Origin of the sequence: Rhodobacter capsulatus (assembly GCF_052363175.1) — a bacterium.
Taxonomy (GTDB): Bacteria; Pseudomonadota; Alphaproteobacteria; order Rhodobacterales; family Rhodobacteraceae; genus Rhodobacter; species Rhodobacter capsulatus_D.
The window spans coordinates 1,850,171-1,867,281 of sequence record NZ_CP198946.1 but is presented as its reverse complement, the minus strand read 5'-3'; the positions used below and the strand labels follow the sequence as shown (position 1 = coordinate 1,867,281).

The following is a 17,111-nucleotide window of genomic DNA, read 5'->3' as shown; positions in this document are numbered from 1 at the left end:
CTCTATTCCTTCCGGCTTGCGAGCGCGTTCACCGCCGCGACGGTGATGGCCGAGCCGCCGAGCCGCCCCTCGACAATCACCCACGGCACCGGGTTCGCCAGTGCGAGCGCCGCTTTCGATTCAGCGGCCCCGATGAAGCCCACCGGGCAGCCGATGATCGCCGCCGGGCGCGGGCAGGCCGGGTCTTCGAGCATGTTCAAAAGGTGGAACAAGGCCGTCGGCGCATTGCCGATCGCCACCACAGCCCCTTCGAGTTTCGGGCGCCACAGCTCCAGCGCCGCGGCGGAGCGGGTGTTGTCCATCTCCTTCGCCAGCGCGGGCACGCGGGCGTCTTGCAGCGTACAGATCACCTCGTTGTTCGCCGGCAGACGGGCGCGGGTGATACCTTCGGAGACCATCCGCGCATCGCAGAGGATCGGCGCCCCGGCCTCCAGCGCCGCACGGGCGGCAATCGCCATGCCGGGCGCGAAGCGGACGTGATGCTCCAGCCCCACCATCCCGGCGGCATGGATCATGCGGACCACCACCACCTCTTCCTCGGCGGTGAAGCGGGCCAGATCGGCCTCGGCGCGGATCGTGGCGAAGGACTGCACATAGATCTTCGCGCCGTCCTTTTCATACTCATGGGGCATCGGGGGTCATCCTTCGGGTTGGCGCGCTCATAGCCTCTCCTCAAGGCTTGCCGCAATCGAATTGCGCCGGGTGAGCCAGAGGCCCGCCTCGGCGAGACGGCGGAAGAGATCGCGCATGGCGTCGAGCGCCTCGGGGTTTTCGCGGGCAAGGAACTCGGTCACGTCGTCACGGCCGAGCGTCGCCTCGTGGTAGAGATCGAAAAGATGCGCGGGCACGACCTGGGCCAGATGCGCGAAAGCGGCCATGTGATCGAGCGTCGCCGCGATCTCGGCACCGCCGCGGAAGCCGTGCCGCATCATCCCCTCGACCCAGGCCGGGTTGCTGGCGCGGGCACGCACGACGCGGGCGATTTCCTCGGGCAGGCTACGGGCGCGCGGGCGGTTCGGATCGGTGGCGTCCAGATGGTAAAGCGCCGGGGCCTCGGCGCCGAGCCGCGCGAGGGCGGCGGCAAACCCGGCTTCATGGGCGGCATAGTCCGAGGCGAGCAGAATATCGCTTTCGGGCAGATCCTGCGCATGCACGAAACTGTCGGCACTCCTCATGCGGGCTTCGAGACCCGCCCGGTCGGCGCGAATCTCGCCTTTCTTGTCAATGGCATAGGAGGAGGCCGCGAGCCACGCCTCGCCCGCCTTCGCCCGCGCTTCGGGGGTAAAGGCGTCCATCGCCGTGCCCATGTTCAGCCCGTATTGGCCGGGGCGCGGCCCGAAGACGCGCGGGGCGGCAGCAAGGTAGGGGTTATCGTCCGGTGCTTCCTCGCGCAGCGCCAGCGCCTCGGCGCCGGTTTCGAAGAGCTGCGCAAGGCCCGGGAAGATGTCGCGAAAGAGACCCGAGACCCGCAGGGTCACGTCGATGCGCGGGCGGCCGAGCAGCGCGAGCGGAATGACCTCGACCCCCGAGACACGGGCGGCGCCCTCGTCCCAGACCGGCTTGAGCCCCGCCAGATGCAGCGCCATGGCGAATTCCTCGCCCGCGGTGCGCATCGTGGCCGAACCCCAAAGATCGACGACCAGCCCCTTCGGCCAGTCGCCATGATCCTGCAGATGCTTGCGCAGCAGTTCCTCGGCCAGTTTCACGCCCTGCGCATGGGCGGCGCGCGAGGGCACGGCGCGGGGATCGACGGAGAAAAGATTGCGCCCAGTCGGCAGCACATCACTGCGCCCGCGCGCCGGGCTGCCCGATGGGCCGGGGGGCACGCGTTTGCCCGCCAAAGCGGCCGAAAGCCCCGCCTGTTCCGAAGGCCCGCAGGCGCCCTGCCCCAGCACATGCAGCCCGTCGCCAAAGAGGCTTTCCTTGATATCACAGACAAAACGGTCGATGCGGGTGATCGCTTCGGCAGCCGAAGCTTGCGCGGGAATGCCCAGATCCTCCTCGACGCCGCTCGCGCGGGCTTCGTCGCGGATATCGGCAATCAGCCGGTCGCGCCGGGCGGGATCAAGCCCATCGGCGGTGGAATATTCATCGAGCAGCCGTTCGAGCCGCGCCATCCCCTCGGGCACGGCCGATTGCGACAAGGGCGGCGGCAGATGGCCGAGCGTCACGGCGCACAACCGCCGCTTCGCCTGCGCCGCCTCGCCCGGGTCGTTGACGATGAACGGATAGATGACGGGCGCCCCCGCCAGCACCTCGGGCCAGCAGGTTTCCGACAGCGCGACGGCCTTGCCCGGCAACCATTCGAGCGTGCCATGTGCACCCATGTGAACGAGCGCGTCGATGCCCTGCGCGCGCAGCCAAAGATAAAAGGCAACATAGGAATGCCGCGGCGTGCGCGAGAGGTCGTGATAGTCACCGTCGCGGCTTTGCACTTCGCCGCGTTCAGGTTGCAGAGCGATCAGCGCCGCGCCCCGGCGCAGGGCGGCGAAGTGAAAAGCACCGTCGATGCAGGCCGGATCGGTCTCGGGATCTCCCCAAGCCGTTGTCAGCGCCTGGCGCAGCGGTTCGGGCAGGGTTTGAAACGCGGCCAGATACTCGGCCAGGGGCCAGTTCAAGCGCTCGGTCGCCAGCGCCTCGAGGGGCGCACCGGGGGCGACCGCATAGCCTTCGGTGGCGAGCTGAGCCAGCAAGGCCTCGGTCGAAGCGAGCGCATCAAGACCCACCGCATGGGCCATCTGCCAGGCGCGGCCGGGATAGGTGGAGAGCACGACAGCCAGCTTGCGCGCCGCAGCCGGGGTTTCGGCCAGCCGGTGCCAACCGGTGATGCGATCCAGCGCCGCCTCGACCCGGGCCGGATCGGCGCGATGGGCGAAGCGGGAATATTCCAGATCGGGGTCGCGCGGCTCGGGCGCCTTGAACGAGACGACCCCGGCGAAAAGACGGCCATCGACCTCGGGCAGGACGACATGCATGGCGAGATCGGCGGGGGACAGGCCGCGGTCGGCCTGCGCCCAATCGCGCTTGCGGGCGGTCGAGAGCGCGACCTGGAAGACCGGCACGTCATAGCGGTCAAAGGGGGTCGTGCCATCGGCGCCTTGGGCCGAAAAGGCGGTGGCATTGATGACCAGCGCCGGGGCGCGGCCGTCGAGCCGGGCTTGCAGGGCATCGCCCAGCCCCTCGGCCTTGAGCGAGGCCGCAAAGACACCGCAAGCCGCGAAGCCGCGTGCCCGAAGACTTGCGATCAGCGCATCGATCGGCGCGGTATCGGCCGAGGTCAGATAAGAACGGTAAAAGGACACAAGCGCCAAGGGGCCGTCGCCCTCGGGCGCGGGGATCACGCCCTTGGCCGGGTCGTAAAACCCCCAGTCGGGCAAGCGCTTGTCGCCCGGCACCGGAGGCGCATAAAGACCCGATGCCAAGGCCAGCTGCGCCAGCGCCGCCTGTGCCGCCACCGCGCCGCCCGCATCGCAGAGCTCCTTCAGCCGCCGCAACGTCGAAACCGGCAGGGTCGACAATTCGTCCAGCCGATCATCGGGACGGCCATCGGCCAGCAGCACCGCCAGCGCAATGCCCTTGCGCCGACACAGATCCTGCACCGAGGCAAGCCCATAGGGCCAGTAGGTCTCGCCACCGATCAGCCGGATCAGGATGCCCTTGGCGCCCGACAGCGTGTTTTCGACATAGGTATCGACCGAAATCGGATGTTTCAGCGCCACGAGATTGGCGAGGCGCAGCGTCGGCAGCCGCCCCCCGGCTCGTTTCCAGCCCGCCGCGAAAGCGCCCAGATCGCTGTCAGAGAGCGACAGCACCACAAGGTCGGCCGGGCGCTGACCGAGATCGGTCGGCACCGCGGTTTCCTCGAGCCCGTGGCTTTCGCGGAAGACGACATGCATCAGGCGGCGACCCCGGTCAGCAGCACGGCGCGGATCGCGGCTTCGTCCACATCGTCATGCTCGGCGATGACGACCAACGCCGAGCGGCGGGTGTCGGCGCCCCAGGGCCGGTCGTATTGATGCCGCACGCGCTCGCCCACGGCCTGCACCAGCAGGCGCATCGGCTTGGAAGCAACGGCGACATGGCCCTTGACGCGCAGGATATTCTGCTCGCGTGCCAGACGCTCGATCGCGGCCACGAGTTTTGCCGGATCGGTGATTTCCGGGATCTCGATCACCACCGTGTCGAAATCGTCATGCTCATGTTCGCCATGATCGTCGTGATGGCTCGGCCGCGCCGCCAGATCGTCTTCGGCGGCGGCACCAAGGCCAAGGATCACCTTCGGATCGATCACACCCTCCGTCAGCGGCAGGATCGGCAGCTTGCGCGGCACTTCCGCCTCGATCAGCGCACGGGCGGCTTCGACGCCTTCTTCCCCGGCCAGATCGGCCTTCGACAGAAGGATGATGTCGGCGCAGGCGATCTGATCCTCGAAAACCTCCGAAAGCGGCGTTTCGTGATCGATGCTGTCATCGGCCAGACGCTGCGCATCGACCGCCTCCACATCGGGGGCAAAGCGGCCCGCAGCGACGGCCTCGGCATCGGCGACGGCGATCACGCCATCCACCGTGATCTTCGAGCGGATCGCGGGCCAGTCGAAGGCCTTCAAAAGCGGCTTCGGCAGCGCAAGGCCCGAGGTCTCGATCAGGATGTGATCGGGGCGGACGGGACGGGCCATCAGCGCCTCGATCGTCGGGATGAATTCGTCGGCGACGGTGCAGCAGATGCAACCATTCGCCAGCTCGACGATGTTTTCATCGGGGCAGTTTTCATCGGCGCACTGGCGCAGGATCTCGCCATCGACACCGACGGTGCCGAATTCATTGACGAGAACGGCCAGCTTGCGACCCTGCGGGTTCGCCATCAGGTGGCGGATCAGCGTGGTCTTGCCCGCCCCAAGGAAGCCGGTGATCACGGTGACGGGGATTTTGACGAGATCGGACATGGGTCACTCCTGCGGGGGGATACGGGCAAGACATTGCTTGCGAAAGATTTCGGGGCGCTCGCGCCAGGGGATCAGGCCGTTCGCGGCGGCCTCGAACTGGGCGGCACCGGCGAGGATCGTCTCGGCGTCGCGGGCGTCGAGACGGCCGAAGACATAGGACCATTTGCCGGGGCCGGACAGCGCGACGGTGCAGCCCTGACCGCAGGCGGAGAGGCATTCGACCGGAACGATCTTCACCCCCTCGGGCACGGGCAGCGCGGCCAGCGCATGGGCCAGACGCTCGCCCGGGCGCGTGGTCGCGCCTTCGGCCAGCGGACAGGCGCCACAGCCCGCGGCGCCCACCGTGCACCCTTCGCAGCCCAAGGGGGCCGCAGCGGTGCCGCGACAGGTGGTGCAAACATGCAGCGTGGTGGCCATCGCCCCTCCTTGTGGGTTTGGGGGAACGGCCAGAGTGAGAGCGCAGACGCCCTGCCCCCGGTCGCGGAACACCCCGTCCGCCCGAAATCCATGCGCTGGCAGGTCTCCCGGCTTGCGGATGCGAGGGGATGCCCCTCACGGTCGCCCCCCTTCCCGGCTTTTGCCAGTGGCCTCGGGCGCCCTCTCCGGTCACGGTCGCGGGGGCGGCTGCGGTCGGGTTTCGCGGCGAAGCCGTCGCAATTCCCTTCACATTCCCTCTTCGCCTGTCATAGGACAGAAACCAGCGCCCGCCCTGAGTGGCCAAGACGCGATCTATTGTCAAGCGCGAGGACCGCCCCGATGACGCCAGAAAACGACACCCCCGCCGAAGCTTCCTCCGAAGGCACCGACGAACTGGCGCGGCATGCCTCGAAGATGGCGAAGAAGAAGGCCGCGCGTGACAAGATCATGGCGCAAAAATCGGGGGAAAAGGGGCTGATCATCGTCCATACGGGATCGGGCAAGGGGAAAAGCTCGGCCGGGTTCGGGATGATTCTGCGCTGCATCGCGCATGAGATGCCCTGCGCTGTGGTGCAGTTCATCAAGGGCGCCTGGGATACCGGCGAGCGGCGCCTGCTGACGACGCATTTCGGCGCGCTGTGCCAGTTCCACGCGATGGGCGAGGGCTTCACCTGGGAAACCCAGGACCGCGAGCGCGATATCGCGGCGGCCATCGCGGGCTGGGAAAAGGCGAAGGAGCTGATCCGAGATCCGCAGATCCGCATGGTGCTGCTTGATGAGATCAACATCGCGCTGCGCTATGGCTATCTGGATGTCGAGGAGGTGCTGGCGTTTTTGCGCGACGAGAAACCCGAGATGACCCATGTGGTGCTGACCGGCCGCAACGCCGCCGAGGCGCTGATCGAGGCGGCCGATCTGGTGACCGAAATGGGGCAGATCAAGCACCCGTTCCGCGCGGGCATCAAGGGCCAGCCGGGGGTGGAGTTCTGAGCCCAAGGCCGGGGGCGCTGCCCCCGGACCCCGAGGTATTTTCGGCAAGATGAAAGCAGGGGATTAAGGGATTGGTAACCAAGTTTGGGCATCCTTGGGTTACGGTACAGGGAGAGGTCCCGATGACCGTGCAAGGTGAAAGCGCCGCGTCTTCCCCGCGCAGGCGGCCCAAGGCGCGGCGCCCCCTCCCTTGCGATTGCGCTTTCATCTTGCCAACAAATACCTCCGCCGGAGGCTCCCGCAGTTTCAACATGCGCAGCCGGAGGAAATCATGACATCCTTGATGATCCAGGGCGCGGGCTCGAATGTCGGCAAGTCGATGCTGGTTGCCGGTCTGTGCCGGGCGGCGCGGCGGCGGGGGCTGTCGGTGGCGCCATTCAAGCCGCAAAACATGTCGAACAATGCCGCGGTGACCGCGGATGGCGGCGAGATCGGCCGCGCGCAGGCGCTGCAGGCGCTCGCCTGCGGGCTTGAGCCGGTCACCGACATGAACCCGATCCTCTTGAAGCCCGAAAGCGATGTCGGTGCGCAGGTCGTGGTGCAGGGCAAACGGCTCACCACCACCCGGGCGCGCGACTATGCGAAGCTGAAGCCGCAGCTGATGGGCGCGGTGCTGGAGAGTTTCAACCGGCTCAAGGCGACCCATGATCTGGTGATCGTCGAGGGCGCGGGCAGCCCCGCAGAGGTCAATCTGCGCGCGGGCGACATTGCCAACATGGGCTTTGCGCGCGCGGCCGACGTGCCGGTGGTGCTGGTCGGCGATATCGACCGCGGCGGCGTGATTGCGCAGATCGTCGGCACGCAGGCGGTGCTCGACCCCACCGACGCCGAGATGATTTCCGGATTTCTGATCAACAAGTTCCGCGGCGATGTTACGCTGTTTGACGATGGTTACCGGCTGATCGAGGCCCGCACCGGATGGCGCGGTTTCGGCACGCTGCCGTGGTTTCCGCTTGCCCACAAGCTGCCCGCGGAAGATGCGCTCGACATTGCCTCCGGCCCCGCGACCGCGGGCACGGTGATTGCCTGCCTGACGCTGTCCCGCATCGCGAATTTCGACGATCTCGACCCGCTTGCAGCGGAGCCCGGGGTTCGGATGGTGATGGTGAAGCCGGGCCAGCCGATCCCGGCCGAGGCGCGGCTTGTCATCATCCCGGGCTCGAAATCCACCCGCGGCGATCTGGCGTTCCTGCGCGATCAGGGCTGGGACGTGGACTTGCTGGCCCATGTGCGGCGCGGCGGCCATGTGCTGGGGATCTGCGGCGGCTATCAGATGCTCGGCCGCTCGGTCGCCGACCCCGAGGGGATCGAGGGGCCCGCGGGCACCACCCCCGGTCTGGGCCTGCTCGACGTCGAGACGGTGATGACACCCGACAAGCGGCTCACGCGGACGAAAGCGACCCATGCGGGCAGCGGGCTCGCGGTCGAGGGCTATGAAATCCACATCGGCCGGACCGAGGGCGCCGACCGCGCCCGGCCCTTTGCGCTGATCGACGGGCAGCCCGAAGGGGCGATCTCGGCCAGTGGAAAGGTCATCGGCAGTTACCTGCACGGGCTCTTCGGCGCCGATGATTTCCGCGCCGCGTTCCTGAGCGGCCTTGGCATCAAGGCCTCGGGGCAGAGCCATGCGGCTGGGGTTGAGGACACGCTCGAGGCGCTGGCCGATCACATCGAGGCGCATCTCGACGTGACCGGATTGCTTTCGCTCGCGCGTTAACGCACCTCCCAGGTGGTCGGCAGGTTTTCCTGCCAGCCCGCCCGGTGCAGAAGCGGCGTATCATCGGTGAATTCGGGCGTGCCGATGCAGAGCCAGGCGACGAATTCCCAGTCGGGCGGAACGTCCAGAAGCCGCTCGACCGCCTTCGGATCAAGCACCGAAACCATGCCAAGGCCAAGGTTTTCCGCTCGCGCAGCAAGCCAGAGCGTGTGAATCGCCATCGCCGTAGATTGCTGCAGCGTCACCGGCATCGAGGCGCGGCCAAGACCGTGCCCGGCCAGCGGATCGCGATGGGTGAAGACCGCCAGTTGCAGCGGCGCCTGATCGATGCCCTGCAGCTTGAGTTTCGCATAGGCCTCGGCCTGTTCGCCCGCATAGCCCTGCCCGGCCGCGTCGCGCGCGGCGTTGAAATTCGCCAGCACCTCGGCCCGGATCGCCGGGCTGTCGACCCGGATCACCCGCCAGGGCCGCGCATTGCCGACCGAAGGCGCCATGTCCATCGTCGCCCGCAGCCGCTCGATCACCTCTTCCGCGATCGGATCGGGGCGGAAATGGCGCACGTCGCGGCGCCAGCGCAGCACCTCGGTCAGCGCGTCGCGGTGGGTTTGCTCAAAGTCCATCAGTCAGTGCCTTTTCCAGTCGCATCCATTCCATCTCGCCCCCCGGCAGGCCAAGGCGCAGCCAGTGTGGCGAATAGGGGAACACACGGCTCCAGATCCGCGCGCGGGCCAGATGGTCCTGTGCCGCCGCCGCATCGGGCGTGGCATAGGTGCGAAAGAGCGCCGTGCCGCCGACCAGCGTCCAGCCCAGACGCGCGGCCAAGGCATCCATCCGCACCGTCTCGGCGCCCAGCCGCAGCGCCGTCGCCACCGCCCAGTTGCGATCGGCAAGCGCGCGGCGGCCGATCTCCAGCGCCGGACCCGAGACCGGCCAGGGACCGGCCATTTCCGAAAGCGCCGCCACCGTCGCCGCATCGGCGAAGACGAAGCCAAGCCGCAGCCCCGCAAGGCCGTAGAACTTGCCAAACGAGCGCAGCACCAGCATCCGGCGGCTGGCTTTGGCGGTGACCGAGGCCTCGGGCGAGGCATCGGCGAAGCTTTCATCGACGACCAGCCGCCCGACCTGCAGGCTGAGCGCGCGCAGCGCCGCCGCCGGATGGCGCTGGCCATCGGGGTTGTTCGGATTGACCACCACGGCCAGATCGGCCCCGGCAAGCGCGCCAAGGGTCGAGACCTCATCGACCTGCCAGCCCGCCGCCCGCAGCGCCGCCGCATGTTCGTTGTAGGTCGGACCCAGCACGCGCGCCCGGCCCGGCGCCCACAGCCGCGGGATCAGCTGGATCGCCTGCTGCGCCCCGGCCAGCGCGACCCCGGGGGCTTCGGTGCCGAAGGCAGCCCAGGCCGCCTCGATCAGCGCAGCCTTGGCCGTGGCGGTGGGCAGATCGGTCCAGACGCGATCGGGCAGATCGGGCACAGGCCAGGGCTGGCGGTTGATTCCGGTGGACAGATCGATCCAGTCATCGCCGCCGTACTGACTCCTGGCGGCATCGATGTTCCCACCGTGATCGCGGGTCATGAAAAACTCCACAAAAGGGCCACAAGGCCGATAACCAACCCCATCCCTGCCATCGCGCGGCGGTAAAGTGCAAGCCCACGGCCGAGGTCTTCGGGCGTCGGATCGGCTGCGGTGCCGTTCAGCCACGGTTCCTTCGCCACCCGGTCGGCATAGATGCGCGGCCCGGACAAACGAATGTCGAGCGCCCCGGCCAGCGCGGCTTCGGGCCAGCCCGCATTGGGCGAGCGGTGTGCGCGGGCATCGCGGGCCATCACCGCAAGGGCCGCGCGGCGGCGGGAGGAGGCCAGCGCGAAAAAGAGCCCCGTGAGCCGTGCCGGGATCAGGTTCACCACATCATCGATGCGCGCCGAGGCCCAGCCGAAGTCCTCATACCGCTCGGTGCGGTGGCCGATCATCGAATCGAGCGTGTTGATCGCCTTGTAGGCGGCGATGCCGGGCAGACCTGCGACGCAACCCCAGAACAAGGGCGCAACGATTCCATCCGAGCTGTTCTCGGCCAGGCTTTCGAGTGCCGCGCGGGCAACCCCCGGCTGATCGAGGCGCGAGGGGTCGCGCCCGACGATCATCGACACGGCCTGTCGCGCGCCGGGCAGATCCCCCGCGATGAGCGGTTTCGCCACGGCCGCAACGTGATCATGCATCGAACGCAGCGCGACGAAGGGCCAGGCAAGGACGCCGCCCAAGAGGATGCCAAGCCAGCCCGACGGCAGCCAGATCTGCACCGAAGCCGCGATCACAGCGGTCGTGCCGATCACCGCCAAAGCGACCAGAACCCCGCGCAGGCGCCGCAGCCTTCCCTTGAAATTCCAGCCTTTTTCGAGCCGCGCGATCAGCGCGCCGATCCAGGTCACGGGATGGCCGATGCGTTTGTAAAGCGCATCGGGCCAGCCAAGCGCCAGATCGATCGCGATCGCCACCACCATCATCGCAGCAAAATTCATCGCCCGCCCCCCCTGATACGCAGGATGCCGCGCCAGCCCGCCGCGCGCAAAGCCGCCACGGCCCCCTCGGGCACCTGCCCCGGCGCAAAGATCAGCCCGCGCGCCGCCCCGGTATGCGCCCGGACCCAGCCAAGCGCGCCCAGACGCGCGGCAAGATCGGGGGCAGTCTCGTCCCCCGGGCCGCGCAGCGCGCTGCACCGGGCGGCACTTTCCGAGGCAATTGCGGCATGATCGGCGAGCGTTTCGGCGCGCTGCCAACGGGCGACAAGGTCCGTCACATCGGGAAAGGCGCTGTCGGCGGCCTCGGTCCGGGCCGGGGCGCCGCTGAAGCCACCCAGAATCTCATAGCGCGGCAGCGCAGGCAAAAGCGCCAGCGCCCGCCCCTGCCGCGAGGCCCAAAGAAGCCGCTCGGGCGCAGGAAACATCAGCGGATCGGAGGCCCCCTCGGCGCGGACGCAGGCCTGCGCCAGAATCTCGGGCGGACCATCCCAGCCCGCCAGCTGCGCCAAGGCAACGAGCGAGGCGGTCGAAACCCCGGTGCCCAGCCCCGGCGCCACCACCGGGCGCAGCACGATGCGGCCACGCAAGTCCAGACCCAGCGGCGCCAGAAACTGCCGCGCCCGCGCGGGCGTCAGCCCCGCGCCATGTAGCCTCAGCCCCGGGCCGGGGCGAAACCGCAGATCAAGCCCAAGCGCAGGCGCGGGCAAGGTCACCAGAACCACCGGCCCCTCGGCGCCCAGGCGGCCTTGCAGCCACTCGCCGAAATGGCCGGGAATATGCAAGGCACGGCTCATCCGAAGACCCGGTTGACGCCCGCGATGGACCACAGCCCCCCCGGCACCGCGATCATCCGCGTGACCGACAAGGGCGCAACCTGAAAGGCAAGCCCCGCAGGCACGGAACCAAGCGCCAGCGACAGCCCCGCCCGCACCACGCCCGCATGGGCGACGACGGCGATCCGCCCGCCCTGCCCCGCAAGATCGCGCAGCACCGGGGCGACGCGGGCGCATTGCTCCGCGTAGCTCTCGCCGCCCGGCGGGCGATGCGTGGCAAGGTCGTTCAGCGGCATCAGACCGATGTCGGGAAGCTCTTCGAACGGGCGGTTTTCCCAGGCGCCGAAATCCTGCTCCCACAGCCGCGGCTCCAGCTGCGGCTCGACCCCCGGCCACAGCGCCGCCGCCGTCTGCTGACAGCGCAGCGCGGGCGAACAGAGGACGCTTGCCATGCCCACCGCGGCCCGCACCGCGTCAAGCACCTCCGCGCCCGGCAGATCGCAGGGCACATCGCGCCGCCCGGCCAATCGCCCCTCGTGGCGCGCGGGCGCATGGCGGATCAGCCAAAGCTCGGTCGTGACATCCGCCTGCCCAATCCTCTGCATCCGCGCATTTCTCCTTTCGGTCCGCCGCCGTTTCTGCTTTTTTCCGCCGCAAGGAACAAGAGGCAACGCGGCATGGCTTTCACCCTTCTCGTCACCGGCGGCGCCCGTTCGGGTAAAAGCACCTATGCCGAGACCCGCACGCTGGCGTTGGGTCAGCCCGCGCATTACATCGCCACCTCGGAAATCTGGGACGCGGAAATGGCGGCGCGGATCGCGGCGCATCAGGCCCGGCGCGGCCCGGAATGGGTGACGCGGGCCGAACCTCTCGATCTTGTGACGGCGCTGCGCGAGACCGATGATGCCCCCCGGCTCGTCGATTGCCTGACGCTCTGGCTGACCAACCTGATGCTGGGCGATCATGACTGGGAGGCTGCGGCAAAGCGGCTTCTTGCGGTTCTGCCCGAACTGACGGCACCGGTCGTCTTTGTCACCAACGAGGTGGGTCTGGGCATCGTGCCCGACAACCGCCTCGCCCGTGCGTTCCGCGACAACGCGGGCCATCTCAACCAATGGGTCGCAGCGGCGGCGGACGAAGTCGTCTTCACCGTCGCGGGCCTGCCAATGAAGGTGAAATAGGTATGCTTCAGCTCAACTCCCTTGCCGAGGTTTCTACCCTGGCCGACCGTCTGCCCGTGGCCGACGAGACCGCCCGCGCCGCGGCGCTTGAGCGGCAGAACAGCCTGACGAAGCCGGTGGGCTCGCTCGGCCGTCTGGAGGAGCTGGCGCTGCATTGGGCAGCCTGGCGGGCGACGGCGCGGCCCACGATCACCAAGGCGCAGGCTTTGTGCTTTGCGGGCAATCACGGCGTCTGCGCGCAGGGCGTGAACGTCTTCCCGCAGGAAGTCACGCATCTGATGGTGAAGAATTTCGAGATGGGCGGGGCGGCGATCAACCAGCTCTGCCGCGCCGCGGGCGCCGATCTGCAGGTGATCTCGCTGGATCTCGACAAGCCGACGCAGGACTTCACGCAAGGCCCGGCGATGACCGAAGCCGAGACGGTGGCGGCGCTGAACACCGGCGCGGCGGCGGTCGACACCACGGCCGATGCGCTGATCATCGGCGAGATGGGGATCGGCAATTCGACCATCGCAGCGGCGCTGGCGGCGGCGGTTTATGGCGGCACCGCCAAGGATTTCGTCGGCCCCGGCACCGGCTCGGATGCCGAGGGGATCGCGCGCAAGATCGCGGCGATCGACAAGGGTCTGGCGCTGCATGGCGGTCTGGGCGGAATGGAGACGCTCGCAGCGCTTGGCGGGCGCGAGATCGCCGCGATGTGCGGGGCTGTTCTGGGCGCACGCGCGGCGCGAATCCCGGTCATTCTGGATGGCTTCATCTCGACCGCGGCGGTCTCGACCCTCTTCAAGGTCGATCCGCGGCTGCTGGATCACTGCGTCGTCGGCCATACCTCGGCCGAGCCGGGGCATCAGAAGGTGCTGACCACGATGGGCAAACGCGCGCTTCTGCAAATGGAGATGCGCCTGGGCGAAGGCACCGGCGCGGCGCTGGCGCTTGGCGTCGTGCGGGCGGCGCTGGAATGCCACAACGGCATGGTGACTTACGCCGAAGCGGGTATCACCGCCTGATGGAGCGGAGCTGGATCAAGGCGCGGCTGACCGAGGCGCATCTGGCGGTGCTTTTGCTGACGCGCCTGCCGATGCCGCGTCTGGCCGATCCGGCGCCGACGCTGGCGCAATCGGTCTGGGCCTATCCCTTGGCCGGGCTGGTGGTGGGGGCGATCTCCGCCCTCGCCCTTTTTGCCACGATGGCGCTTGGCCTGCCGCCCGCACTGGCGGCGGGGCTGGCGGTGACGGTGCAGGTCGTCATCACGGGCGCGTTGCATGAAGACGGGTTGGCCGATGTGGCCGATGGCTTCTGGGGCGGGCGCGAGGTGGCGCGCAGGCTGGAAATCATGCGCGACAGCCGCATCGGCTCCTATGGGGTCGCGGCGCTGGTGCTGTCGCTGGGTCTGCGCTGGCAGGGTGTTGCGGCGCTGGCCGCGGCTTCGCCCGCGCTGGCGATGGCGGGGCTGATCGGGCTCGCGATCCTGTCGCGAGCGGCCTGTGGCGTCTTGATGGCCGCGCTGCCACCCGCGCGGCCGGACGGCATGGGCCGCTATGCGGCGGGCGCATCCTGGCGGCGGGTGATCGCGGGCGGGGCCATCGGCATCGGCGCGGCGGTTGGCCTTGGCCTGCCGGTCAGTGCACTGCTTCTTGTGCAAGGCGGGTTGGTGTTGGGTCTGGCACAGGTGGCAAAGGCGAAGATCGGCGGGCAGACCGGCGACGTGCTGGGCACGGCGCAGCAACTGGCCGAGATCGGCGGCTGGCTGGTGCTGGCGGCGGCGCTGACCTGAGCGATCAGGCGACGCGCAGACCGCCAAGCGGGCGCGGCGCCATCAGCCGCAGACCGCGCCGCAGCGCCAACGGCCGTGCCAGCGGGCCATAGACTTTGGCGACCTCTTGCGAGCCAAGGACAACCCCCGAAAGCCAGGGCTGTGCCTGCGCAATCGACAGACGCGCCGCCGGACCAAGGGCAGCCAGCGCCATCGGCCCGGGGTAAAGCGACTCGCAAGCCAGCCCGTTCGCCGTCACAATGCCGTGCCGCTCCAGCAGGATGTGGTGATAGCTCACCCGCCGCTTGCCGCGCGCGATGCGAAAGCGCGGGTCGTGCAACTCGGCCAGATGCCGCGCCCGCACCAGACGCTCGCCCTGATCGGTCAGCGCCAGCACCGCATGCTGCGGCGAGACGAGAAGCGCCCCATGCCGCCCCAGCGCATTTTCGCGGATCGCGACCGGCAACAGCCCCGGCTCGGCCGCAAGCTCGGCCGGGCCAAGCACCCGCCCGCCCGCCCAAAGCACCGGCACCGCCCCGCGATCGCGGGTCATCACCAGATCGCCCGGGCGGAGGGTCTCGACCGGAACCGGGCCGCGCGGCGTGTCGATCAGCGTTCCCGCGGTGAAACAGGGCACCCCCATCGCATGCAGAAGGGAACGGCTGACCTCGGAAAAGGTCAAGCCGACCAGCGTGATCACCGGCCCGTCGGTGACGGTCGGGAAGGTGATCGTGGCATTGCCATTGGCATCGGTGCCGATCACCGCATCGTCCCAGTTCACCAGGTTGCCCTGATCGTCGTAGAGCCCCGAGACATCAAGCTGATCGAGCGTATGGCCATCGACCAGCGTCATATCGAAATCGGTGATCCGGTCAGCGCCGCTCGTGCCGTCGAAGACAAAGGTATCGGCCCCCGCACCGCCGGTCAACGTGTCCGCCCCGGCGCCGCCCGCCAGCACGTCATTGCCGGTGCCGCCGCTCAGACTGTCGGCGCCATCGCCCCCGCGCAGGGTGTCGTTGCCCGCATCGCCATAAAGCGTGTCGTCGCCAGTGCCGCCGATCACCGAGTCGTTGTCATCGCCGCCATAGAGGATGTCGTTGCCGCCGCGCCCGTCGATCGTGTCATTGCCGCCGCCGCCGTAAAAGATGTTGGTGTAGATGTCGGAGCCGCTGTAGGAGGCGTCATCGAAACCGATCAGCAGATCGCCATAAGAAGAGCCGATCACCCCGTCGACGCTTGTCAGCGTGTCTCCCGCCGCATCCGCCCCCGAGGCGCTCCAGCTTGACAGATCGATCGTCACTGCACCGGACGAGGCCGAATAATCGGCATAATCCATGCCCGCGCCGCCGATGATGCAATCCGCCCCGGCCCCGCCCGCCAGCGTGTCATCCCCCGCGCCGCCATCAAGCGTGTCATTGCCCGTGCCGCCAAGGATCAGGTCGTTGCCGTCATTGCCGCTCAGCCGGTCGTTGCCCGCGCCGCCGTCGATGCTGTCATTGCCGGCATTGCCGGTCACCGTGTCATTGCCTGCCCCGGCGCGGATCGTGTCATTGCCCGAACCGCCCACCAGCGAGGAGGCCGCGGAGGACGCATAGCTCGTGCTGGCCAGACCGCTGTAGAGCTGGCCGTTGGTGGTCGCCGAGGCGCTGCTCGTGACCGTCATCACCACGCCCGGCGTCAGCGCCGAGGTCGAGACATAGCCGACCAGCGTATTGCCGACATAGACATCATAGAACTTTGCCGTCGTGCCCGCGGTCGTGGTGTAGCTGTAGGCCGTGCCAAGCCGCACCGCCCCCGAGGCCAGCACCGTTCCGGTGGCGCTCGTCACCACCGCCGTCTGGTTGCTGTCGAGCTGGCCTGTCGCGGAGCCGCTGAAATAAAGGTCGTTGTCAGTGACGGTGATCGTGATCGCCTGCGCGGACGATTCGTAGCCCGCATCCAGCGAAAAGGTCGTTCCGGCCGTGGTGGTGATCGACGCGGCGGAATAGCCCGTGATCGTGTAAGTCGCCATCGTTCTGCCCGTGTGCAGGTCTGATGCCTGCTCCTGCCTGTGCCAAGGCTTTTGCCCCCGGTGCCGCCCGTGCCTGCAGTGCGACCCGCTTTTCAGGGTTAACGGTAACGCAATAAATGTGGCAAAAGTTAGGCGCCGCCCGCAACACCCTCAGCGCACGAGAAAATTTCAAAAGGCTGTTGCGCCAGAGGGGGGGGGCAGGCGGGAAGTGCGCGGCTCATGACGACGGCCGTGATCGGGCAGACCGAACTGGCCTGTTTCGAGGCAAGAACGGCTGGTGGCACCTCGTAGCGGGCGCGGGCACGGAACCCGCGATGCGAGAAGAACTGCGCCGCATGTTTGGTGAAAAGCCAGGCATCGGCTGCCCCGGCCGCGGCGACCGTCGCCAGAAGCGCCGTCAGCATCGACGAACCGATGCCGTGACCACGCGCGGGCTCGGCCACGACCATCGAGCGGATCAGCGCATGACCGTCGAACATCTCATAGCCACCATATCCGCAAATCGCCCCGGATGTGTCTGTAAACGCGAAGAAATTACGGCCGGGGTCGGATAGATCCTCGGTCGGAAGCCGGGCCGCGGCCAGCGCCTCGACCAGCCCCGGATCGGAGCCGGGGATCGGTTTCGCAGTCAGTTCAGGCAGGACCATGACCTCGGGCATCAGGCGGCTCCTGTGACAAGGGGGAATGCGGAAAACAGTCCAACTTGGGTCGCGGCAAGGGAGCGACTGGCGACGAGACGGAAGGCCCGATTGCGGTCCATTGCGAAACACCCGTGCAGACTGTGACGAGTGTGCGACTGCGACGGGACAGG

16 protein-coding genes and 1 riboswitch are annotated in these 17,111 nt (G+C 68.2%); of the genes, 5 read left to right on the top strand and 11 right to left on the bottom strand.

Annotation, left to right across the window (positions count from 1 at the left end):
- Nucleotides 1–2: 2 nt before the first annotated feature.
- The 4 genes from ACTTAI_RS10070 to ACTTAI_RS10055 are packed head-to-tail and all read right to left on the bottom strand — an operon-like array spanning nucleotide 3 to nucleotide 5,359.
- Entirely contained in the window at nucleotides 3–632 is a 630-nt protein-coding gene (locus ACTTAI_RS10070; protein ID WP_444455584.1) for a precorrin-8X methylmutase, read from the bottom strand.
- 27 nt (nucleotides 633–659) lie between these two features.
- Entirely contained in the window at nucleotides 660–3,896 is a 3,237-nt protein-coding gene (gene cobN / locus ACTTAI_RS10065; RefSeq protein ID WP_444455583.1) for a cobaltochelatase subunit CobN, read from the bottom strand.
- The gene (cobW, locus tag ACTTAI_RS10060) at nucleotides 3,896–4,942 is read right to left on the bottom strand and encodes a cobalamin biosynthesis protein CobW (RefSeq protein ID WP_444455582.1); all 1,047 of its coding nucleotides are present in this window, start codon (nucleotides 4,940–4,942) and stop codon (nucleotides 3,896–3,898) included. Before cobW ends, cobN begins: the two co-directional genes overlap by 1 nt.
- Nucleotides 4,943–4,945: 3 nt before the next feature.
- Complete coding sequence (locus ACTTAI_RS10055) at nucleotides 4,946–5,359, bottom strand: DUF1636 family protein (protein WP_444455581.1); 414 nt, start codon at nucleotides 5,357–5,359, stop codon at nucleotides 4,946–4,948.
- Nucleotides 5,360–5,439: 80 nt separating this feature from the next.
- Nucleotides 5,440–5,659, bottom strand: a riboswitch (cobalamin riboswitch).
- A 39-nt stretch (nucleotides 5,660–5,698) separates the two neighbouring features.
- On the opposite strand from ACTTAI_RS10055, the gene cobO reads away from it, so the two are divergent.
- Nucleotides 5,699–6,349, top strand: coding sequence for a cob(I)yrinic acid a,c-diamide adenosyltransferase (gene cobO / locus ACTTAI_RS10050; protein WP_444455580.1), 651 nt, complete (start codon nucleotides 5,699–5,701; stop codon nucleotides 6,347–6,349).
- A 271-nt stretch (nucleotides 6,350–6,620) separates the two neighbouring features.
- Nucleotides 6,621–8,066 (top strand): cobyric acid synthase, encoded by a 1,446-nt coding sequence (locus tag ACTTAI_RS10045; RefSeq protein WP_444455579.1) that lies wholly within the window; start codon nucleotides 6,621–6,623, stop codon nucleotides 8,064–8,066.
- Here ACTTAI_RS10045 and bluB read toward each other — a convergent pair.
- Genes bluB through ACTTAI_RS10020 form a run of 5 tightly spaced genes read right to left on the bottom strand, consistent with a single transcriptional unit; the run spans nucleotide 8,063 to nucleotide 11,960 of the window.
- Nucleotides 8,063–8,686, bottom strand: coding sequence for a 5,6-dimethylbenzimidazole synthase (gene bluB, locus ACTTAI_RS10040; RefSeq protein ID WP_444455578.1), 624 nt, complete (start codon nucleotides 8,684–8,686; stop codon nucleotides 8,063–8,065). The two genes, ACTTAI_RS10045 and bluB, sit on opposite strands and share 4 nt — an antisense overlap.
- Nucleotides 8,676–9,641 (bottom strand): threonine-phosphate decarboxylase CobD, encoded by a 966-nt coding sequence (cobD, locus tag ACTTAI_RS10035; protein WP_444455577.1) that lies wholly within the window; start codon nucleotides 9,639–9,641, stop codon nucleotides 8,676–8,678. Before cobD ends, bluB begins: the two co-directional genes overlap by 11 nt.
- Complete coding sequence (gene cbiB / locus ACTTAI_RS10030) at nucleotides 9,638–10,582, bottom strand: adenosylcobinamide-phosphate synthase CbiB (RefSeq protein ID WP_444455576.1); 945 nt, start codon at nucleotides 10,580–10,582, stop codon at nucleotides 9,638–9,640. The genes cobD and cbiB overlap by 4 nt, the downstream gene beginning before the upstream one ends.
- Nucleotides 10,579–11,376, bottom strand: coding sequence for a propanediol utilization protein (locus ACTTAI_RS10025; protein ID WP_444455575.1), 798 nt, complete (start codon nucleotides 11,374–11,376; stop codon nucleotides 10,579–10,581). Before ACTTAI_RS10025 ends, cbiB begins: the two co-directional genes overlap by 4 nt.
- Nucleotides 11,373–11,960 carry a histidine phosphatase family protein gene (locus tag ACTTAI_RS10020; RefSeq protein WP_444455574.1) on the bottom strand — a complete coding sequence of 196 codons (588 nt, stop codon included), beginning with the start codon at nucleotides 11,958–11,960 and terminating at the stop codon, nucleotides 11,373–11,375. The genes ACTTAI_RS10025 and ACTTAI_RS10020 overlap by 4 nt, the downstream gene beginning before the upstream one ends.
- Before the next feature lie 72 nt (nucleotides 11,961–12,032).
- On the opposite strand from ACTTAI_RS10020, the gene cobU reads away from it, so the two are divergent.
- Genes cobU through ACTTAI_RS10005 form a run of 3 tightly spaced genes read left to right on the top strand, consistent with a single transcriptional unit; the run spans nucleotide 12,033 to nucleotide 14,310 of the window.
- The gene (gene cobU / locus ACTTAI_RS10015) at nucleotides 12,033–12,536 is read left to right on the top strand and encodes a bifunctional adenosylcobinamide kinase/adenosylcobinamide-phosphate guanylyltransferase (RefSeq protein ID WP_444455573.1); all 504 of its coding nucleotides are present in this window, start codon (nucleotides 12,033–12,035) and stop codon (nucleotides 12,534–12,536) included.
- Between the two features lie 2 nt (nucleotides 12,537–12,538).
- Complete coding sequence (gene cobT / locus ACTTAI_RS10010) at nucleotides 12,539–13,543, top strand: nicotinate-nucleotide--dimethylbenzimidazole phosphoribosyltransferase (RefSeq protein WP_444455572.1); 1,005 nt, start codon at nucleotides 12,539–12,541, stop codon at nucleotides 13,541–13,543.
- The gene (locus ACTTAI_RS10005; protein ID WP_444455571.1) at nucleotides 13,543–14,310 is read left to right on the top strand and encodes an adenosylcobinamide-GDP ribazoletransferase; all 768 of its coding nucleotides are present in this window, start codon (nucleotides 13,543–13,545) and stop codon (nucleotides 14,308–14,310) included. The genes cobT and ACTTAI_RS10005 overlap by 1 nt, the downstream gene beginning before the upstream one ends.
- Before the next feature lie 4 nt (nucleotides 14,311–14,314).
- Here ACTTAI_RS10005 and ACTTAI_RS10000 read toward each other — a convergent pair whose 3' ends face one another.
- Nucleotides 14,315–16,300: a Hint domain-containing protein gene (locus tag ACTTAI_RS10000; protein WP_444455570.1), complete on the bottom strand. Its 1,986-nt coding sequence runs from the start codon at nucleotides 16,298–16,300 to the stop codon at nucleotides 14,315–14,317.
- A 128-nt stretch (nucleotides 16,301–16,428) separates the two neighbouring features.
- Nucleotides 16,429–16,959 carry an arsenic resistance N-acetyltransferase ArsN2 gene (arsN2, locus tag ACTTAI_RS09995; RefSeq protein WP_444455569.1) on the bottom strand — a complete coding sequence of 177 codons (531 nt, stop codon included), beginning with the start codon at nucleotides 16,957–16,959 and terminating at the stop codon, nucleotides 16,429–16,431.
- Nucleotides 16,960–17,111: the final 152 nt, after the last annotated feature.